Annotated in this window: 21 protein-coding genes; 14 read left to right on the plus strand and 7 right to left on the minus strand. The window is 59.7% G+C overall.

Annotation, left to right across the window (positions count from 1 at the left end; genetic code table 11):
- Positions 1–48: 48 nt before the first annotated feature.
- From FTO60_RS01065 to FTO60_RS01100, 8 genes are all read left to right on the plus strand, one after another.
- Positions 49–267, plus strand: coding sequence for a DUF6732 family protein (locus tag FTO60_RS01065; protein ID WP_148054233.1), 219 nt, complete (start codon positions 49–51; stop codon positions 265–267).
- Positions 264–1454 (plus strand): sirohydrochlorin chelatase, encoded by a 1191-nt coding sequence (locus tag FTO60_RS01070; RefSeq protein WP_148054234.1) that lies wholly within the window; start codon positions 264–266, stop codon positions 1452–1454. The genes FTO60_RS01065 and FTO60_RS01070 overlap by 4 nt, the downstream gene beginning before the upstream one ends.
- A gap of 100 nt (positions 1455–1554) precedes the next feature.
- Positions 1555–2196 (plus strand): precorrin-8X methylmutase, encoded by a 642-nt coding sequence (locus tag FTO60_RS01075; RefSeq protein ID WP_148054235.1) that lies wholly within the window; start codon positions 1555–1557, stop codon positions 2194–2196.
- Positions 2197–2279: 83 nt separating this feature from the next.
- A complete protein-coding gene (gene cbiE / locus FTO60_RS01080) occupies positions 2280–3485 on the plus strand; it encodes a precorrin-6y C5,15-methyltransferase (decarboxylating) subunit CbiE (RefSeq protein WP_148054236.1) in 1206 nt (401 codons plus the stop codon).
- A gap of 40 nt (positions 3486–3525) precedes the next feature.
- Positions 3526–4227 carry a precorrin-2 C(20)-methyltransferase gene (gene cobI, locus FTO60_RS01085; RefSeq protein WP_148054237.1) on the plus strand — a complete coding sequence of 234 codons (702 nt, stop codon included), beginning with the start codon at positions 3526–3528 and terminating at the stop codon, positions 4225–4227.
- The gene (gene cobJ, locus FTO60_RS01090) at positions 4218–6020 is read left to right on the plus strand and encodes a precorrin-3B C(17)-methyltransferase (RefSeq protein ID WP_148054238.1); all 1803 of its coding nucleotides are present in this window, start codon (positions 4218–4220) and stop codon (positions 6018–6020) included. Before cobI ends, cobJ begins: the two co-directional genes overlap by 10 nt.
- A 91-nt stretch (positions 6021–6111) precedes the next feature.
- Complete coding sequence (cobM, locus tag FTO60_RS01095) at positions 6112–6885, plus strand: precorrin-4 C(11)-methyltransferase (RefSeq protein WP_148054239.1); 774 nt, start codon at positions 6112–6114, stop codon at positions 6883–6885.
- Positions 6886–6976: 91 nt separating this feature from the next.
- Complete coding sequence (locus FTO60_RS01100) at positions 6977–7324, plus strand: hypothetical protein (RefSeq protein ID WP_148057000.1); 348 nt, start codon at positions 6977–6979, stop codon at positions 7322–7324.
- On the opposite strand, the gene FTO60_RS01105 is transcribed toward FTO60_RS01100, so the two are convergent.
- Entirely contained in the window at positions 7325–8401 is a 1077-nt protein-coding gene (locus FTO60_RS01105) for a MalY/PatB family protein (RefSeq protein ID WP_254696851.1), read from the minus strand. It lies immediately after the preceding gene.
- Between the two features lie 238 nt (positions 8402–8639).
- Here FTO60_RS01105 and def (FTO60_RS01110) point away from each other — a divergent pair, with 238 nt between their 5' ends.
- From def (FTO60_RS01110) to fmt, 3 genes are read left to right on the plus strand one after another with little or no spacing between them, the layout of a single operon-like run.
- A complete protein-coding gene (gene def / locus FTO60_RS01110; protein WP_148054241.1) occupies positions 8640–9167 on the plus strand; it encodes a peptide deformylase in 528 nt (175 codons plus the stop codon).
- The gene (gene def / locus FTO60_RS01115) at positions 9164–9655 is read left to right on the plus strand and encodes a peptide deformylase (protein ID WP_148054242.1); all 492 of its coding nucleotides are present in this window, start codon (positions 9164–9166) and stop codon (positions 9653–9655) included. Before def (FTO60_RS01110) ends, def (FTO60_RS01115) begins: the two co-directional genes overlap by 4 nt.
- Positions 9656–9711: 56 nt before the next feature.
- On the plus strand, positions 9712–10611 hold the full coding sequence (gene fmt / locus FTO60_RS01120) for a methionyl-tRNA formyltransferase (RefSeq protein ID WP_148054243.1): 900 nt from the start codon (positions 9712–9714) through the stop codon (positions 10609–10611).
- Here fmt and FTO60_RS01125 read toward each other — a convergent pair.
- From FTO60_RS01125 to FTO60_RS01145, 5 genes are all read right to left on the minus strand, one after another.
- The gene (locus FTO60_RS01125) at positions 10608–11231 is read right to left on the minus strand and encodes a trimeric intracellular cation channel family protein (RefSeq protein ID WP_148054244.1); all 624 of its coding nucleotides are present in this window, start codon (positions 11229–11231) and stop codon (positions 10608–10610) included. The two genes, fmt and FTO60_RS01125, sit on opposite strands and share 4 nt — an antisense overlap.
- A complete protein-coding gene (gene rnhA / locus FTO60_RS01130) occupies positions 11228–11683 on the minus strand; it encodes a ribonuclease HI (RefSeq protein WP_148054245.1) in 456 nt (151 codons plus the stop codon). The genes FTO60_RS01125 and rnhA overlap by 4 nt, the downstream gene beginning before the upstream one ends.
- Before the next feature lie 272 nt (positions 11684–11955).
- Positions 11956–12783: a 5-dehydro-4-deoxy-D-glucuronate isomerase gene (kduI, locus tag FTO60_RS01135; RefSeq protein ID WP_148054246.1), complete on the minus strand. Its 828-nt coding sequence runs from the start codon at positions 12781–12783 to the stop codon at positions 11956–11958.
- A 544-nt stretch (positions 12784–13327) separates the two neighbouring features.
- The gene (locus FTO60_RS01140; RefSeq protein ID WP_148054247.1) at positions 13328–13846 is read right to left on the minus strand and encodes a redoxin domain-containing protein; all 519 of its coding nucleotides are present in this window, start codon (positions 13844–13846) and stop codon (positions 13328–13330) included.
- Positions 13847–13895: 49 nt separating this feature from the next.
- On the minus strand, positions 13896–14576 hold the full coding sequence (locus tag FTO60_RS01145; protein WP_148054248.1) for a GntR family transcriptional regulator: 681 nt from the start codon (positions 14574–14576) through the stop codon (positions 13896–13898).
- 285 nt (positions 14577–14861) lie between these two features.
- Here FTO60_RS01145 and FTO60_RS01150 point away from each other — a divergent pair, with 285 nt between their 5' ends.
- The 3 genes from FTO60_RS01150 (at position 14862) to FTO60_RS01160 (ending at position 17740) form a co-directional block, all read left to right on the plus strand.
- Positions 14862–15845: a TRAP transporter substrate-binding protein gene (locus FTO60_RS01150; RefSeq protein ID WP_148054249.1), complete on the plus strand. Its 984-nt coding sequence runs from the start codon at positions 14862–14864 to the stop codon at positions 15843–15845.
- A gap of 73 nt (positions 15846–15918) precedes the next feature.
- A complete protein-coding gene (locus tag FTO60_RS01155) occupies positions 15919–16446 on the plus strand; it encodes a TRAP transporter small permease (RefSeq protein ID WP_148054250.1) in 528 nt (175 codons plus the stop codon).
- A 10-nt stretch (positions 16447–16456) separates the two neighbouring features.
- Complete coding sequence (locus FTO60_RS01160) at positions 16457–17740, plus strand: TRAP transporter large permease (protein ID WP_148054251.1); 1284 nt, start codon at positions 16457–16459, stop codon at positions 17738–17740.
- 42 nt (positions 17741–17782) lie between these two features.
- Here the strand turns inward: FTO60_RS01160 and FTO60_RS01165 are convergent, their stop codons facing one another.
- Entirely contained in the window at positions 17783–18532 is a 750-nt protein-coding gene (locus FTO60_RS01165; protein ID WP_148054252.1) for a ribonuclease activity regulator RraA, read from the minus strand.
- Positions 18533–18534 lie beyond the last annotated feature (2 nt).

The following is an 18534-nucleotide window of genomic DNA, read 5'->3' on the forward strand; positions in this document are numbered from 1 at the left end:
GACTGCACCTGCGGTCCTCTGGCCATTATACGACACGAGGACAGCAAGATGCGCACAACCCTTACCCTGATCGCGATGCTTTTCGCCACATCCGCCGCCGCCGACCCGGGGCATATCGCCGATGTCGCGGGCCATAATCATTGGGTCGCAGGGGCGGCTGTGGGCGTTGCCGTGCTGGTCGGACTTTGGGGTGCATTGAAAGGGCGCGGCGGCAAAGAAACCTCTGCCGACACCGAGGACGAGCCCGAAGAGGAAGCAACCGCATGAAAACCGGTGTGATGATCTGCGGGCACGGCTCACGCTCCCAATCTGCGGTCGATGAATTTGCGACGCTGGCCGACAAGCTGCCCGCCTACCTGCCCGACGATTGGCAAACCGAATATGGCTACCTCGAATTTGCCAATCCCGTGATCCGCGACGGGCTGGACAAACTGCGCGAGGCCGGATGCACCCGGATCCTCGCGGTGCCAGGCATGTTGTTTGCGGCGATGCACGCCAAGAACGATATCCCGACCGTGTTGAATACCTACGCGCAGAAACACGGTATCGACATTTCCTATGGCCGCGAACTGGGCGTCGATCCGAAAATGATCGCCGCCGCTGCGGGGCGGATCACCGAGGCCGTGAGCGCGGCAAATTCCAAACACGGTCCCGTCGATCTGCACGACACCTGCCTGGTGGTCATCGGGCGCGGCGCGTCCGACCCCGATGCCAACGGCAACGTCGCCAAGATCGCGCGCATGCTGCACGAAGGCATCGGCTTTGGCTGGTGCGAGGTCGGCTATTCCGGCGTGACCTTCCCGCTGGTCGAACCCTGCCTGACACATGCCGCGAAACTGGGATACAAACGCATCATCGTTTTCCCCTATTTCCTGTTTTCCGGCATCCTGATCGACCGCATCTATGGCTTCACCGATCAGGTTGCCGCCGAAAATCCCGGTATCCAGTTCGTCAAGGCGGGCTACCTTGGGGATCACGCATCGGTGCTGGAAACATTCGCCGAACGGATCATCGAACAGACCGGAAAAAATCCGCCCCCCAACTGCGGGATATGCGGTTACCGCGAACAGGTGCTGGCACTGGACAACGGTGATCATGTGCACATCACACCGGATCAGCGCAATCATCCCGCATTCGCCAACACACCACCGCCCACCTGCGTGCTGTGCAAATACCGCGTGCAGGTCTTGGGGTTCGAGGCCGAAGTCGGCGCGGTGCAGGAAAGCCACCACCATCACGTCGAAGGGCAGGGGGCCTCTGCGCCCGGCTCGAACGTGGCTGACTGCGCGCTGTGCGATACCTTCTGCACCGGCATGTGTCGGCTGGTGGCGCAACACACCCATGATCACCATCACCACCACGACCATGATCACCACCACGATCACCACCACGCGGTCTATCCGCACGCCGACCACCCGCACGGGCCGGAAAGCGCGCGCAAGGCTAAGGCGTGATCTTGGACGGCAAAGCCGGACAGCCCCCGACCGCCCCCATGGGCGGGGGCTTCACCCCCACCCGCGGTCGGGGGCTGTCCTTTGTGATTGAGATTCCGTAATGCGTCCCTATGAAACCGACCCCGCCGCGATCTACGCTGCCAGCTTTGCGACCGTCGCGCGCGAGGCGCGCCTTGATCGCTTTGCCCCCGACATGCATCCGCTGATGACCCGGCTGATCCATGCCTGCGGGATGGTGGAAATCGCCGACCGGCTGGCATTTTCCGAAGATGTCAGCGCGACAGGCCGCGCGGCCCTGACGGGCGGCGCACCGATCCTGTGCGATTGCGAAATGGTTGGCGCAGGGATCATCCGCCGCTACCTGCCCGCAGACAATGATGTGATCGTCACGCTGAACGACCCGTCCGTGGCGGACCGCGCCAAGGCGATTGGCAACACGCGGTCAGCCGCTGCCGTGGAATTGTGGGAGCCGCATATCGCAGGCGCAGTCGTTGCCATCGGCAATGCGCCCACGGCCCTGTTTCACCTTCTCGAACTGCTCGACGCGGGCTGGCCCAAACCGGCGGCAATCCTCGGGTTCCCTGTCGGATTTATTGGCGCGGCTGAATCCAAGGCCGAACTGGCCGCCAATCCGCGCGGTTGTGAATTTGTCGCTCTGCGCGGGCGGCGCGGCGGCTCGGCGATGGCTTCGGCTGCGGTGAATGCGCTGGCGGCGGGCCTGCCCGAGGTGACACATGCTTAACGCGCCCAGCCATACGACGACCCATACGGTTTCCATATGGTTTCCATACGGTTTCCATACGCCGTTTTCAGGGGGGCTGCCCAATGGTTAACGCTCCGTGGCTGCATATCGTCGGCATCGGCGAAGACGGCATGGACGGCCTTACCCCCGTCACCCGCGCTGTGGTCGAAGCCGCCGAAGTGATCGTCGGCGGTGACCGTCATCACACCCTGTCTGTCAATCCCGATGCCGAGCGTATCGCCTGGCCCTCGCCGTTTGATGCGATGATTACCACCCTGGAATCATTGCGAAATCGACGTGCCGTGGTGCTGGTGACGGGTGATCCGTTGTGGTTTTCGGTCGGCGCGCGGATCGGGCGCGCGATCCCCGCTGATCAACTGGTTTACCACCCGCAATTGTCGGCCTTTCAACTGGCTGCGGCGCGTATGGGCTGGTCGCTGGCGGATGTGGAAACCCTGACGGTGCATGGTCGCCCCGTGGAACAGATGATTGCCTTTATTCAACCTGATCAACGACTTATCGTCCTGACAACCGGCGTAGAAACCCCGACGCAAATCGCGAAGTTCCTGACGGATCGTGGTTTTGGCAATTCGCGCATGACGGTCCTTGCGGCGATGGGCGGTGAACGCGAAGAACGCTTTGACGGCACCGCTGCCGATTGGTCCCATACCGTCCCCGCGTTCAACACCCTGTGCATCGACTGCGTTGCCGCACCGGACGCGGCCCTGTTGCCCCGCGTGCCCGGCCTTGCCGATGCGCTGTTCCAATCCGACGGCACCATGACCAAACAAGAGGTCCGCGCCGCCACGGTCGCTAAACTCATGCCCATGCGCGGCGCGCTGCTGTGGGACATTGGCACCGGCTGCGGATCCGTTGCTATCGAATGGATGCGTGCGGCGCGATATGCCCGCGCCATCGGCATCGAACCCCGCGCCGACCGCCGCGCGATGGCGGCGGCCAACGCGCTGGCGCTGGGCACGCCCAAGCTGGAACTGATCGACGGCACCGTGCCTGACGCCCTTGGCGGGCTGGCCGCGCCCGATGCGATTTTCATCGGTGGCGGGCTGTCGCGCGCCACTTTTGATGCGGCGTGGGATGCCCTGCGCCCCTTGGGACGGCTGGTCGTGAATGCCGTGACACTGGAAAGCGAAACTGAACTGTTTGCCCTTTACCGCGCGTTCGGTGGCGACCTTGTGAAACTTCAGGTGAACCGCGCCGAGCCGGTAGGACGGTTGACCGGTTGGCGGCCCTCGATGCCCGTCACCCAATGGAGCCTTGTGAAGCGATGAAGCAAAGCCTCCGGCGGAAGATATTTTGGAAGAAAAAGCCATGAGTGGGACATTGTTTGGCGTGGGCCTTGGCCCCGGCGCGCCCGATTTGATGACCCTGCGCGCGGCGCGTTTGATCGCTGGCGCAGGCGTCGTCGCCTATCCGACGCTGGCCGGGGGCGAAAGTTTCGCGCGCGCGATTGCCGCTGAATTGATCAAGCCGGACGCGGTCGAGATTGTCATGGACGTGCCAATGACAACCGCGCGCGAACCCGCGCAAAAGGCCTATGACAAAGGCGCGGCGGACATTGCGGCGGCTTTGGATGCCGGTCAGGATGTGGTGTATCTGTGCGAGGGCGATCCGTTTTTCTACGGCTCGTTCATGTATATTTTTGCCCGCCTTGCCGACCGCTATGATGTGCAGGTCGTGCCCGGTGTCACCAGCATCACCGCATGTGCGGCGCGCGCCGGTCGCCCGCTTGTGGCGCGCAATGAACGTCTGACCGTCTTGCCCGGTCCGCTGCCCGAGGGTGAACTGCGCGCACGTATTGAAGGGGCCGAAAGTGTCGCAATCATGAAGGTTGGCCGTCATCTGGCGAAAATTCGTGCTGTGATCGACGACTTGGGCTTAACTGAATTTGCCACCTACGTGGAGCGCGCAAGCCTGCCCCAAGAGGTGGTATTGCCGCTGGCTGACGCCCCCAGGGACGCGCCGTATTTTTCAATGATACTTCTGACGAAAGGGGCTGATGCATGGCTTTGACACCTGTGGTTCTGGCACTCTCGCGCTCTGGCGAAGCCACCGCCCATCGGATCGCGCAGACCCTTGGCGCTGCGGTTCACGGGCGCGAGGGGCGGGTGGAAAAGGCAGACGCGTTGTTTGCCAATGCGCTGGATCACGCGCGTGATCTGTTCGCCGCAGGCGTGCCGATTGTCGGCGTCTGTGCCAGTGGCATTCTGATCCGCGGTGTTGCCCCGCTTTTGGCGGACAAGACTGCGGAGCCGCCGGTGGTGTCGGTGTCGGATGACGGGTCCGTTGTCGTGCCGCTGCTGGGGGGACATCGCGGGGCAAATCGTCTGGCGCGCCGGATCGCGGATGCGCTCGGCGGTGATGCGGCCGTGACTACGGCGGGCGATGTTGCGCTTGGTGTGGCGCTGGACGAGCCCCCGACAGGCTATCGTTTGATGAACCCCGGGGATGCCAAGGGGGTCATGGCGAACCTGCTGGCGGGGGGTGGGGTCACATGGACAGATGAGGAACTGTTTGATGTTGAACTGCCAGAAGGCGGCGATGTCGAACTGCTCGTGACCGAGGCCGAAGGGCATGGCAACGCGACCCGTCTGGTCTATCATCCACAGCGCTTTGCCCTTGGGGTCGGGTGCGCGCGCAATGCCGACGTGGAAGAGTTGTGGTCCCACGTGTTGGGCGCGCTGGAAGCGGGCGATATCGCCAAGGGCGCGATCGCCTGTGTTGCTTCGATTGATCTCAAGGCAGATGAACCGGCGATTATCGCCGTGGCCGCTCGGTTGGGTGTGCCACTGCGGGTCTTCACGGCCGCCGCGCTTGAGGCGGAGGCGGGTCGCTTGCTGAACCCGTCTGATGTGGTGTTTGCCGAGGTCGGCTGCCACGGCGTATCCGAAGGCGCGGCGCTGGCGGCGGCAGGGCCGGGTGCAGAGCTATCAATCGCCAAAAGCAAGACAGCGAATACAACCTGCGCCGTGGCCCGCGCAGAGGACCCGATTGTGCAGATGCGCGGCCGCGCACGCGGGCGGCTGTCAGTTGTCGGCATCGGCCCGGGACAGGCAGCCTGGCGGACGCCTGAAGTGTCCCACCTTGTCGCCCAGGCCGAAGAATTGGTGGGGTATGGGTTATATATTGATCTGCTGGGGCCATTGGCCGTTGGCAAGGAACGCAGTGATTTCCCATTGGGCGGCGAAGAGGCCCGCTGCCGCTACGCGTTGGAACAGGCTGGCAAGGGCAAGAATGTCGCGCTGGTCTGTTCCGGTGACGCAGGCATTTATGCGATGGGCGCGCTGGTCTTTGAACTGTTGGACCGCAGCGAAGAAGATCTGGGTGTCAGCGATGCCGCGCGCCGTGTCGAGGTTATCTGTTCGCCGGGCGTGTCGGCGCTGCAAGGTGCGGCGGCCCGTGCGGGCGCGCCCTTGGGCCATGATTTCTGCACGATCAGCCTGAGCGATCTGTTGACCCCGCGCGACGATATTATCCGCCGTCTGCATGCGGCCGCGACGGGCGATTTCGTGATCGCGTTTTATAATCCGGTGTCCAAGACACGGCGGACCTTGCTGGCCGAGGCCCGCGACATTCTGTTGCAGCACCGCCCCGCCGATACGCCGGTGATGCTGGCGTCGAGTTTGGGGCGTCCCGAAGAGAATGTGCGTTATCGCCGGTTGGACGCGTTGCAGGTTGACGAGGTTGATATGCTGACGGTCGTGTTGGTGGGATCGTCCAATTCACGGCTGGCGCAACTGGGCGAGGGACCGCGCATGTTCACGCCGCGCGGCTATGCGCGCAAGATTGACGGAGATCTGGCGTGATGGGGTTCGGCGCGCGCGTGCCGCGACGCCCCGCCCGCCATCCCGCAGCCTGCGGCATGAGAATTTTTGAACAGAAGAACGTGGGTGGGATATGACCGTTTATTTTATCGGCGCGGGGCCGGGCGACCCTGAATTGCTGACCCTGAAGGCGGCGCGCATCATCGGCGATTGTCCGGTGTGTTTGTTCGCAGGATCATTGGTGCCCGAGGCGGTGGTTGCCTGCGCGCCAAAGGGGGCGCGTGTGTTGGATACTGCGCCGATGACCCTTGATGATACTCACGCTGAGTTATTGGCGGCCCATGCCAAGGGGCAGGATGTGGCGCGGGTTCATTCCGGCGATCCCTCGCTTTACGGGGCGATTGCCGAACAGATCAGGCGCCTCAAGGCGGACGGCATTGACTACCAGATCATTCCGGGTGTGCCCGCCTATGCGGCGGCGGCGGCGGCGTTGGGGACGGAGCTGACCGTGCCGCAGGTGGCGCAGTCTATCGTGCTGACGCGCATGTCGATGAAATCGACCTCCATGCCCGAGGGCGAGACCCTGGCGAACTTCGCCCGCTCGGGTGCAACGCTGGCGATCCACCTGGGTATCCGCGCGCTGCGCGAGATCGAGCGACAGTTGATCCCCCATTATGGTGCCGATTGCCCTGTGGCAGTGGCCTACCGCGTGGGCTGGCCTGATCAGCAGATGATCCGCGGCACGCTCAGCGACATCCGCGAAAAGGTGCGTGCGGCCAAGATTACCCGCACGGCGCTGATTTTGGTCGGTCCCGCGCTGAGTGATTCGCACGGTTTTCCCGATTCCGCGCTTTATGATCCGGCCAAACCGCATGTGCTGCGCCCCAAGGTGAAACCCGCAAACTAAGGGTTTTGCGAGGTTTTTCGCGCTGATATCGAAAGGTTAACTTGACGCAAAGCAGTTTGGCCCCATGATCCTGACCAGGATGGAGGATCAGATGTCAGACTTTCTGCCCGAGGCCGTGCGCCAAGGATTAGAAGCCGCCCGCAAGGATGCGCTGCGTAAAAGCAGCCGTTTGCGGATCATGGACGGCGAGCGGATGTATCCGATATTGCGCCTGTGGGACCGTGGTTTTTCACTTGAGGCGGAAGATGCGCCGCACCTGCGCGGGCTGGTCGATATCTTTGATGGTGGGCGGCATTTGTATCAGTGTCTGATTATCGCCAGCGACGAAGAAAACGGCGAGATGCGCTATGAATTCAAGCGCAATACAGCCGCTGCCGACAAGGCGCCGCTTGATTTTGAACGTGCGGATGACGCGCCGATTGCCCTGCTTGGGCGATAGTTACTGAAGATCGCTGAATGCGGCTTGCAGGCGTTCAACAGCATCTTGAATGATCGCCGTCGGTGCGCCGATGTTGATGCGTTTCCACATTTCGTGACGGGGGCCGAAAATCTCGCCCGGGCTGGGCATGATCCGCGCGTCCTTGATGATCCGTTTGTCGAGTTCGGCGTGCGACATTCCCGTGCCCGTGAAATCGACCCATGATAGAAATGTGGATTGCATCGGCATCGCCGTGACACCTGGGATTGTGTTGAGCCCGTCGCAAAGAATCCGGCGATTGCGATCCAGCACCTGCACCAGATCATCAACCCACGCCGCCCCTTCGGGCGTATATGCCGCACGGGTCAGGTCAATGCCCACGCGATTGCACTGGATATCCAACCCGCTGTGCAGTTTCGCAAAACGTGCGCGCAGCGCATCGTCGGGGATGATCACGTAACCGGTGCGCAACCCGGCGATATCAAAGGTCTTTGAGGCCGCACACATGGTGATCAGGCGCGGCAGGGAGTCTGGCGCGGCGATGGCCGTAGGGGTGTGTTCTTGGCCGGGGAATGTCAGGTCGTGGTGGATTTCGTCCGAGATCAGAAGCAAATCGTGCCGGTCGCAGAAGGCTGCAAGTGCCCGCAGTTCTGACACCTCCCAGACGCGCCCGGCGGGATTATGGGGTGCCGAGAACAACACGGCCTTCTCATCGCCCGTCAGTTGGTTTTCGAGCGCTTCAAGGTTCATGCGATAGATCCCATCGGCATCGACAACCAACGGCGATTGCACCGGCCTGCGCCCGTTGCGCATGACCTTGCTGAGAAATTCATTGTAAACCGGGCTGAACATAATGACCCCGTCACCCGGTTCGGTCATCGCCTGGAGCGCGATACCGATGGCATTTCCGATGCCGTGGGTGGCGAACATATGGGCCGGATCTGGCGACCAGCCGTGGCGGTTTTCATACCACCACGCGACGCTTTCGAAGAATTTGCCGAGACCGCTAAAGTAGCCATATTCGCCCTCGGCCATGATTGCCGCCATCGCTTGTTGCAAACAGGGGGCGGGCTGGAAATCCATTTGTGCCAACCACATTGCCAGCATGTCAGCCGGGGGCTCGTGATCGAGAAATTGACCGACATTCGCCCACTTTGAACTGCGGCCATCACGCGTCGCCTTGGGAGTTGTGAAGTCAAATTCTGATCGCGCAACGTGATCCAACGTCATTTCCTACGTGTCCTCATTTTTCACGGCAGGGTATTTCAGTCAGAACCGAACGCAACCCAAAACCACATGCCTTGCGCAGCGTGTTATCAGCGACTAAATCGAGCCCATGACATTGCGAAAGATACTGATCCATCCCGACCCGCGCCTGAAAACCGTGACCGCCCCTGTTGCTGAAATCAGCGACCAGGTGCGTCGCCTTTCAGACGACATGCTGGAAACCATGTATGATGCGCCGGGCATTGGCCTTGCCGCGCCACAGGTCGGCGTCATGAGCCGTTTATTGGTCATGGACGCGGTCAAGGAAGAAGGGGCATCGCCCCGCCCGATGGTCCTGATCAACCCCGAGGTTATCTGGTCTTCCGAGGACACGAATGTCTACGAGGAAGGCTGCTTGTCGATCCCCGAACAATATGGCGAAGTCACCCGCCCCGCCGAAGTCAAAGTGCGCTGGACGGGTCTGGATGGCAAAACGGTTGAAGAGCAGTTTGACGGGCTATGGGCGACATGCGTGCAGCATGAGATTGACCACCTGAACGGCAAGCTGTTCATTGATTACCTTAAGCCGCTGCGCCGTCAGATGATCACCCGCAAGATGCAAAAGTTGAAACGCGAATTGGCGCGCGAAAGCGAATGAGCCGTGCCTTCGTGCCCTGGCCAAGCGCGGTCTTGCGCACCCCCGCCGCCGAAGTCGAGGAGATCACAGACGAAATCGGCGCGCTTTGGGACGAGATGATTTCGGCGATGGACGCCATGCCCGGTGTCGGTTTGGCGGCCCCGCAGCTGGGCGTTGGATTGCGCCTTGCCGTCGTCGATGCCAGCGACAAACGCGGGCAGGCGATCTGCATGGCCAACCCGAGTATCCTGCACGCAAGTGTCGAGCTGCGCGCGCATCAGGAAGCCTCGCCCAATTTGCCCGGTGTGGCGGCGGTGTTGAAGCGCCCTCGTGCCGTGACGGTGCGGTTCATGAACGATCAGGGCATGTGGGACCGCAAGGAGTTGGTCGGGCTGTGGGCGACCAGCGTGCAGCACCAGATCGATCATCTGAACGGCCGGATGTATTTTGACCGCCTTAGCCGTGTGAAACGCGATATGTTGCTGAAAAAGGCTGCAAAACTGCGCTAGTTGCAGACGCGGGAGCCTCCGGCGGGAGTTTTTTGGCCAAGATGAAGGGGAAACCGATGCGCGTTGTTTTCATGGGGACACCTGATTTTTCGGTGCCAGTGCTGGATGCGCTTGTGGCCGCGGGGCTCGAGATTTGCGCGGTTTATTCCCAGCCGCCCCGCCCAGCCGGTCGTGGCAAGAAAGACCGCCCAAGCCCCGTTCAGGCCAGGGCGGAAAGTCTGGGTCTGCCGGTACGCCATCCCGTTTCGCTGAAAGATGCACAGGCGCAGGCTGATTTTGCCGCGTTGGATGCGGATGTGGCGGTGGTCGTGGCCTATGGGTTGATCTTGCCACAGGTGGTGCTGGATGCGCCGAAGTTAGGCTGCCTGAATATCCATGCCAGTCTGTTGCCCCGTTGGCGGGGAGCTGCGCCGATCCATCGCGCCATCATGGCGGGGGATGCGAAAACCGGCGTGTGCATCATGCAGATGGACGCGGGGCTGGACACGGGCCCCGTGCTGCTGCGCGAGGCTGTGGCGATTGCCCCGGAAGACACGACAGGCGCGCTGCATGATCGCCTGTCCGAATTGGGCGCGATGCTGATCGTCAAGGCGCTTGCGCAGATCGACAGTTTGGTTCCCCAAGCCCAACCCGAAAATGGCGTGACCTATGCCGCCAAGATCGACAAGGCCGAGGCACGTGTGGATTGGAGCCGTCCGGCGGTCGAGGTTGATCATCTGATCAGGGGATTGTCACCTTTTCCCGGCGCGTGGTGCGATCTGGGCGGCGAACGGGTAAAGCTGCTTGGCAGCCGTCTTACCGATGGGCAGGGCGGCGCGGGGCAGATTTTGGGTGGTTTCACGGTGGCCTGTGGGGACGGTGCCGTTGCGATTACCCGCCTGCAACGTGCGGGTAAAAAGCCGATGGAGACCAGCGATGCTCTGCGCGGGTTGGACCTGCCTGAACGGCTGACCTAGGCCTTGGGCGGGCGGCTTTTGTAGACGGGCAGGCGCCAGCCAAAGGCGATGCTGCCTGCACGCAGGGCCAATGTCAGAACGGCGCAAGCAACCAGTGCGAGGTTGACGCTGTAACCGGCTGCCAGCACCAAGACAGCGCCCGCCGCACCGGCAAAGGCACATGTTACATAAAGTTCGCCTTGTTTGAGGACCAACGGAACCTCGTTGCAGACCACGTCGCGCAGCAGGCCGCCAAAACAGCCCGTGGTGACGCCCATGATCAGCACGATGGCCCAGGGCTGCCCCATCCCAAGCGCCACGGCGACCCCGGCAGGCACAGCCACAGCCAGCGCGAATGCGTCAAACCACAGGATCGTCCGATACCGGGATTCCAGAAGGTGGGCGGTAAAGAACACCAGCACTGCTGCAACACTGGCCGCCAGAATGAACGTGGGATTGGCAACCCAGAACACCACATCGCGGTTCAGGATCACATCGCGCAGGGTGCCGCCACCGACCGCCGTGAGGCTGGCGACAAAGATGAATCCGACGATATCAAGCTGGGCGCGGCTGGCCACAAGGGCACCTGTCAGTGCAAAGATGAACACCGAGGCAGTGTCGAGGAAGACAACCGCGCTCATGCGGGTTTGAACGGGGCCATGCCCGCGCGCGCCAATTCATCGGCGCGTTCGTTTTCGGGATGGCCCGCGTGCCCCTTGACCCATTCCCATGTGACGGCGTGACGTTGCGTTGCCTCGTCGAGCCGCCGCCACAGGTCTTCGTTTTTCACAGGCTTTTTCGCCGCCGTTTTCCAGCCGCGTTTTTTCCATCCGTGAATCCAGTTGGTGATCCCGTCCTTGACGTAGGAACTGTCGGTCACGATGGTGATTGCCGTGTCGCGCGACAGGGATTCCAATGCGCTGATTGCGGCCAGCAATTCCATCCGGTTGTTCGTCGTGTCCGCCGCGCCGCCCGACAGTTCCCGTTCCTTGACCACCGCATCACCCTCGCGTGCGATCAGCAGGGCGCCCCAGCCGCCGGGGCCGGGATTGCCGCTGCAAGCACCGTCGGTATAGGCGTAAAGGTCAGGCATTCTTGCGGGCTCTCATGGTGACGTAAGGATCATCGGTGCCTGCACATCCCACTTCGCGTCCTTCGTCAATGGCCAGAACCGAGAAACCGGCGTCGTGCAGCAGTTTTGCAGCCCCGCTGGCGTGACATAGGTGTATTTACGGTCGATCTTGTCGCGCGCCTACCGCCGATATCCTGCAATAGGCCCAGGGATGGGCGCGAAAGAATGCGCCGGACCCCAAATGAACGACGCGCGATGGCGGTCGTGGTTCGGTGTTCATGCGCGGATGGCGATCATTTCAGATCGCTCATTGGCACCATGTCCATGTCGCTGAAGTCCACATTGTCACCCGCCATTGTCCAGCAGAACGTATAAGCAGCGGTGCCCGCCCCGCAGTGGATCGACCACGGCGGTGAAATCACGATCTCTTCGTTGGCCATGACAAGATGCCGGGTTTCATCTGGCGCGCCCATGAAATGGAAAACACGCGCATCCTCTGGCACGTTAAAGTAAAGATAGGCCTCCATCCGACGATCATGCAGGTGGGCGGGCATCGTGTTCCAGAGCGACCCAGGGGCGAACTGGGTGTAGCCCATCAGAAGCTGGCAAGTCTCGCAAACTTCGGGGTGAAGGAACTGGATGATAACCCGTTCGTTTGCAGTCTCCCGGCTGCCAAGTTCAACCCGGCGGGCGTCTGCAAGCTTGATCAGTTTGGTTGGGCACGTGCGATGTGCAGGCGAAGATGTGATGTAGAACCGACCCTTGCCAGAAAAGGTCACGGCCCCGGCACCCATGCCGATATAGAGCAGTTCTCCGGTCCCTAAAGTGTGGATGTCACCATCCACTTCAACGGTGCCCGTTTCACCAATGTTCAAAATCCCCATCTCTCGGCGATCCAGAAAACCGGGCGTGCCGGTCTCGTGCATGTGATCCAGCGTCAACCTATCGTTTCCGGGCACAGCAGAGCCTACGATCAGGCGATCATAATGTGTGTAGACCAGATTGATTTCGCCTTCTGCAAACAGCCCGCCTTTGTGAAAATGACTGCGCAGCCCATTCGTATCAAGCGTTTTTGCGGTCGCAGGATCAATGGCATAGCGGGTTTCGGTCTTGAGGGTCATCGTGTGTCCTTTGGGCATCTTTGGCTGCAATTATGTGAATGGGATGACGGCGCATGCACAAGGCCTGCAGGCATGTTTGGCGCACCGATACGAGAGGTCTTCGGCGACTGCGGCTGCACTTGCATGACCGGCCCGTCCGCGAGGCTCACCCCCGCCAGTTCAGTTAGCACCGGGGTGCGAAAAAAGCGCACGGTGGTCTTTTTCAACCTTTGCAAGTCTTTGCGAGTGATACCCAATTGTTCAGGCAGCACACTGTGAAAAAGCAGCCGGTGAAACACGTAGCGATCAGGCGTGACGAGGGTCGGAGCGTGATCAGGCAACGGCACATCTTGTGTATACCCTGCGACGCAATCATGCGGGAACCGGCGGTCGCGGTTAAGTGCTGGCATCGCGTCCCCCTATGATGCGCTAAATCATATCAGAGAGGCCACAGTAGCGCCCCTCAGACTCGAAAGATATTCTAGTATACTAGTTATGTCAAACACAGAAGCTTGAGCTGGCGGAAAGCGCTCTGCGCGGGAGAGAGTAACCGATTGCGGGTGGCCTAAGCTGTTCCGCGCACCGGCCGGTTGTTCGTGATGTTGAAGATCATGCCATCCAATAGCTCTTCCAGATCGGGGCGCGCTGCCGGGCCATTTGATATATCAACGAGCATCAATGTGCCGTCGGGACGGATCGCAAAGGCGCCCGGCTCTGCGAAGTTTCCCGTGGTTTCCGCCTCTGAAAGCGGCGTCGATACGTAAAGCCCAAGGGCGCGCATCTGCTCTTCCTTCAGGCCATAGCAAAGATCAAAGTCCCATCCGAACTCCCTGAGATCGGCGAGTGCTTTTTCCGCACTGTCCGCCGAGGCAACAACCACATCCATATGCGCCGTCCACGCGGACAGAGCGGCATTCAGTTTATTCAGGAAGCGTTTGCAACGTGGGCAATGACGCCCACGGTAGATGAAAAGCATTGTCCATCTGGTCTTGGCCGCTCCCACTGTGATCGCTTGGCTTGTGCCGACCCGAGGAAGTCTCATGGGCGCGATCGCTGCGCCAACCCGCGGTTTTGTGCTTGTCATGTTGACCCCTTACTTGCACTTTTTCTTGAAACCCAAGGCCGCTTTTTTTTCATTGGAAGAAATCCGTGTGCGTTTGATGTATCTCGGCAATCGTTTGATCCAGCCGGCCGACGTGATGGCGGATGTGCGCGCGTGCGTCTTGCACCGAGCGGCGACCAAGGGCATTGGCTATCGCACGATGATCATCCAACACCTCCGCCACACTTTCGTCGTTTGACAAGCTGAGCACACAGAGACGGTCGACCTTGCGCTTGCACTGGTTGATTGTCTCAAAGGCTTTCGGGACGTCAGACAGATCACAGATCAGCTTGTGAAACCCGTAGTCGAGTTCATGAAATAGACCAGCGTCGCCCGCTATCAAAGCATCGGACTGTTCATCCAGATTTTCGGCAAGGGCGTCCGAGCGGGCTTGATCCCATAGCTGGGCAGCGCCCTCAATCACCTCTAGCTCAACCGCCAGCCGGACGAACCGGGTGGCTTCGATTTCTTCCAGCGAAAACCGCCGGACAACGGTCGCGCGTTGTGGGCGGATATCAAGCAAGTCCAGATTATGGAGCCGGCGAAATGCATCGCGGACGGGTTGACGCGATACGCCGAAACGGCGCGCGATATCGGTCTCTGAAATCTTGGAGCCAGGCAGGATGGCTAACGTGACAATTTCCCCGTGCAACCATTCAAAAATCACGTCCGCAGTCGATTTGGATTCGCCGATAACCAAGGTGTCGTGCATTTCATCTCCCAGTTCTCCGGACTTCCGGATCGATTCCTGTTCAGCACAGCTCTCGCACGGTTGGCGGTGTGCTGGTCGTGTCGTTCAGCCCTACAAACGTTAACTTCTCATCACTGAAACTAACAGATTACAACTCACTTGACAAATCTGGGATACTAGTCTCCAATTGATGGTAGGCCAAGAAACCTAAAGGGTGCAAAATGGCCGACGTGGTGCAGCCAATGATCGTGGAGGAACGGTTGCATATCTAAACACGCACCAAATTATGAACTCTGGGAGAGAACAATGTATCTATCGATTTCAAAGACCATTCTGGGCACCGCGACGGCGTTGGCCCTTATCACATCAGCTGCCAGCGCCGAAGTTTGGCGGGCATGGAACATCCATACCGACGGCCACCCCAACACCGCTGCGATGGAACGCTTTGCTGAACTGGTAGCCGAAAAGACCGGCGGCGAAATCAGCGTCGAAGTTTTTAACGGCGGTGTCCTTGGCAGTCAGCCGGACGCGCTAGAGCAAGTGCAGCTGGGTGCGATCGACGTTGGTAACTTCAACCTTGGTCCAATTGGCCCGATCGTAAAAGAAGCAAACCTTGTTTCCCTTCCTTTCATTTTCAGCAGCGTTGACCACATGTTCCGCGTCATGGAAGGCCCAGCAGGCGATAAAATCTCCAGCGCAATGGGCGAAGCGGGAATCCTGCCGATCGGTTGGTTCGATGCTGGCGCGCGTTCTTTCTATAACAATACTGGTCCAATTAATTCGCCAGATGACATCGTCGGCATGAAAATCCGGGTGATGAACAACGATCTGTTCACCGGTATGGTGAACGCCATGGGCGGCAACGGCACCCCAATGGCATTCTCTGAGGTTTACCAGTCGCTTAGCACGGGCGTTGTTGATGGTGCAGAAAACAACCTGCCATCGTTTGAATCCGTTGGCCACTTTGAAGTCGCGGGCTTCTACTCCTTGTCTGAGCACCTGATCATTCCAGAATGTATCTGCGTGAACACGGCCAAGTTCGAGGCCTTGTCGGTGGACATGCAAGCCGCCGTTGTGGCCGCCGCCGAAGAAGCGTCCGTCTACCAGCGCGAGCTATGGGCAGCGCAGACACTGGCAAGCCGCGAAGCTGTTGAAGCCGCTGGTGTTCAGATCAACGAAATCGCCGACAAAGGCCCGTTCCAAGCTGCAATGGCGCCTGTGTATGCCGACTATCTTGCCGCCAACCCAAGCATGGCGGAACTCGTAGATCTTGCTCAATCAACCGAGTGATCCACAATAGATAAACCACGATGGCATCCGGCAATAACGCCGGGTGCCATCAATTCAACAAGGATCGCAGCGGATGACTGACGCGCCAGAAAAGCAGACAGGTCTTGGCCCTATCGACAGTGTCTTTCGCGGGATTGTTAAGGTCTGCCGCGTCATAACCGGGGTCGCCCTTGTCGCGATGACGCTCTTGTTGGGCTATCAGGTCTTCGGTCGCTACGTCCTGAATGACACGCCAACATGGGTTGACCCGCTGTCGTTGTTGCTGGTCATGCTGATCGCGTTCCTTGGCGCGGGAATTGGTGTCTACGAAAACACCCACCTTTCCGTCGTTATCTTGCGTAACATCGTATCCACCCGAATCCGGTCTGTTCTGGTCATCATGACGGATGCATTCTTGGCGATTTTTGGCGGCCTGATGCTTTGGTACGGCGGTCAATTGACGATGTTCAAATGGAACTCGCTCATCCCGCTTATTCAATGGCCCGAGGGCCTGCGGTCGCTGCCCCTAACGATTTGCGGCGGCATGATCCTGATTTTCTCGCTTGGACATTTGACCCGGCATCTTCTTGGGCGCGACACACGCGTCGACAGCATCGAATAGGGCCTGATTTATGGGACTAGCGCTTCTTTTGGGCATTTTTGCCTTATGTGTTGCGATCGGCACCCCCGTCGCCTTTGCCTTGGGCATCGCCGCAATCGGAGCGTTCTGGTTCGAAGGCCTGCCCCTCATGGTCGGCTTTCAAAGGATCATCTCGGGCATTAACGTCTTCTCGCTGCTGGCCATCCCATTCTTCATCTTCGCCGGTGAGTTGATGTTCCATGGCGGTATCGCCATCCGTCTTGTGAAGTTTGCGCAAGCCGCCGTTGGGGCCGTGCGGGGCGGGCTTGGCATTGTGAACGTCCTTTCGTCGATGCTATTTGGCGGAATTTCAGGCTCCGCTATTGCCGACATATCTGCCTTGGGGTCAATCTTGATCCCTGTGATGAAAGACAAAGGGTATGACGCGGATTATGCGGTCAACGTCACGGTGACGTCATCCATCGCGGGCATCATCATCCCGCCAAGCCACAATATGATCATTTACGCCATTGCAGCCGGTGGTGCGGTTTCAATTTCCAAGCTGTTTCTGGCGGGCGTCGTGCCAGGTATCTTGATGTGTGTTTGCCTTGCGGTTGCGGCCTACATCGTAGCGGTCAAACGCGGCTACCAGGCAGAGCAATTTCCCGGTTGGAATGCACTAATGTTTGCCTTTATCGGCGCAATCCCGGGATTGATGACCGCGGTTATCATCGTGGGCGGCGTCCTGTCAGGCGTGTTCACAGTGACGGAGTCCGGCGCCTTTGGCGTCATCTATGCCTTTCTTGTGACGCTTCTTGTCTATCGTTCGATCACTTGGGAAAACTTCAAGGTTGCGGTCAATCAATCGGTCAAGACGACGGCGATGGTCATGATCCTGATCGCTTGCGCGGCTGCGTTCGCCTATATGCTAACGTATTATCGTGTCCCGACCAAAATGGTAGGGCTGCTGACTGGGATTACTGAAAACCCGATCCTTATCCTGCTGATGATCAACGCCGTGCTGCTCTTGCTGGGCATGATTATGGACATGGCGGCGCTGATCCTGATCTGCACACCCATCTTTTTGCCTGTCGCCTACGCGTTAGGAATTGATCCGGTGCAATTTGGTATGATTCTGCTTGTGAATTTGGGCCTTGGGCTGTGCACGCCGCCCGTTGGGTCCTGTCTTTTCGTTGGCTGTGCCGTTGGGAAACTCCCGATGGAGAAAGCCATTCGCACGATCTGGCCTTTCTATCTGGCGATATTTGTGGCGCTCATGCTGATCACCTTCGTCCCGGCCATTTCAATGACACTGCCCAATTTATTATGGAACTAAAGCGGGTCCAGTATTGTTGAACCAGCGACCATGTTTTACGCGTCAGACGCCGTCCCTGCGGTTGGACTTCCACGCCGCGTAGCGGATCAGCGTTTCGGGATCCGTAGGAGGATAGAGCCCACGGATCGAGGCACCACCTTGGACTTGATCCATGACGAATGCTTCAAACAATTCCATCTCAACGGTTTCGGATGCAATTTCATCGGCCAGATGGCGAGGGATCACCATCACGCCATCCCCGTCGCCCACAAGGATGTCACCGGGATAGACTGCGACACCGCCACAGGCAATCGGCAGGCCGATGTCGACGGCGTGGTGTTTGGTGAGGTTCGTCGGGGCGGAGGGCTTGGCGGCAAAGACAGGCATGTCCAAGGCGGCGACACCACGCGCGTCTCGAACCCCCCCGTCGCTGACCACGCCCGCGACGCCGCGCATCTGACACCGGGTCAACAGGATCGACCCGGCAGACGCAGCAGATGCATCCTGGCGACAGTCCATCACCAGCACAGCGCCCTGAGGGCAGTTTTCCACAGCGACACGCTGTGGATGGTCTGGTTCACGAAATGCATCCAATGGATCGGTGTCAGGTCGTGTCGGGATGTATCGCAATGTATAGGCCGGGCCGACCATGGTCCTGGCATCAGCATTCAGCGGATAGGTGCCTTGAATATATGCGTTGTGATAGCCGCGCTTGAACAGCAGCGTCGCGACACTCGCCGTGCTGGCCCTTGCCAGCTGATCAAGCGTTTTGCCGGACAGGATGACTTCATTCTCAGGCGATGGATTGGGCATTC

The organism is Octadecabacter sp. SW4, from assembly GCF_008065155.1.
GTDB lineage: Bacteria > Pseudomonadota > Alphaproteobacteria > Rhodobacterales > Rhodobacteraceae > SW4.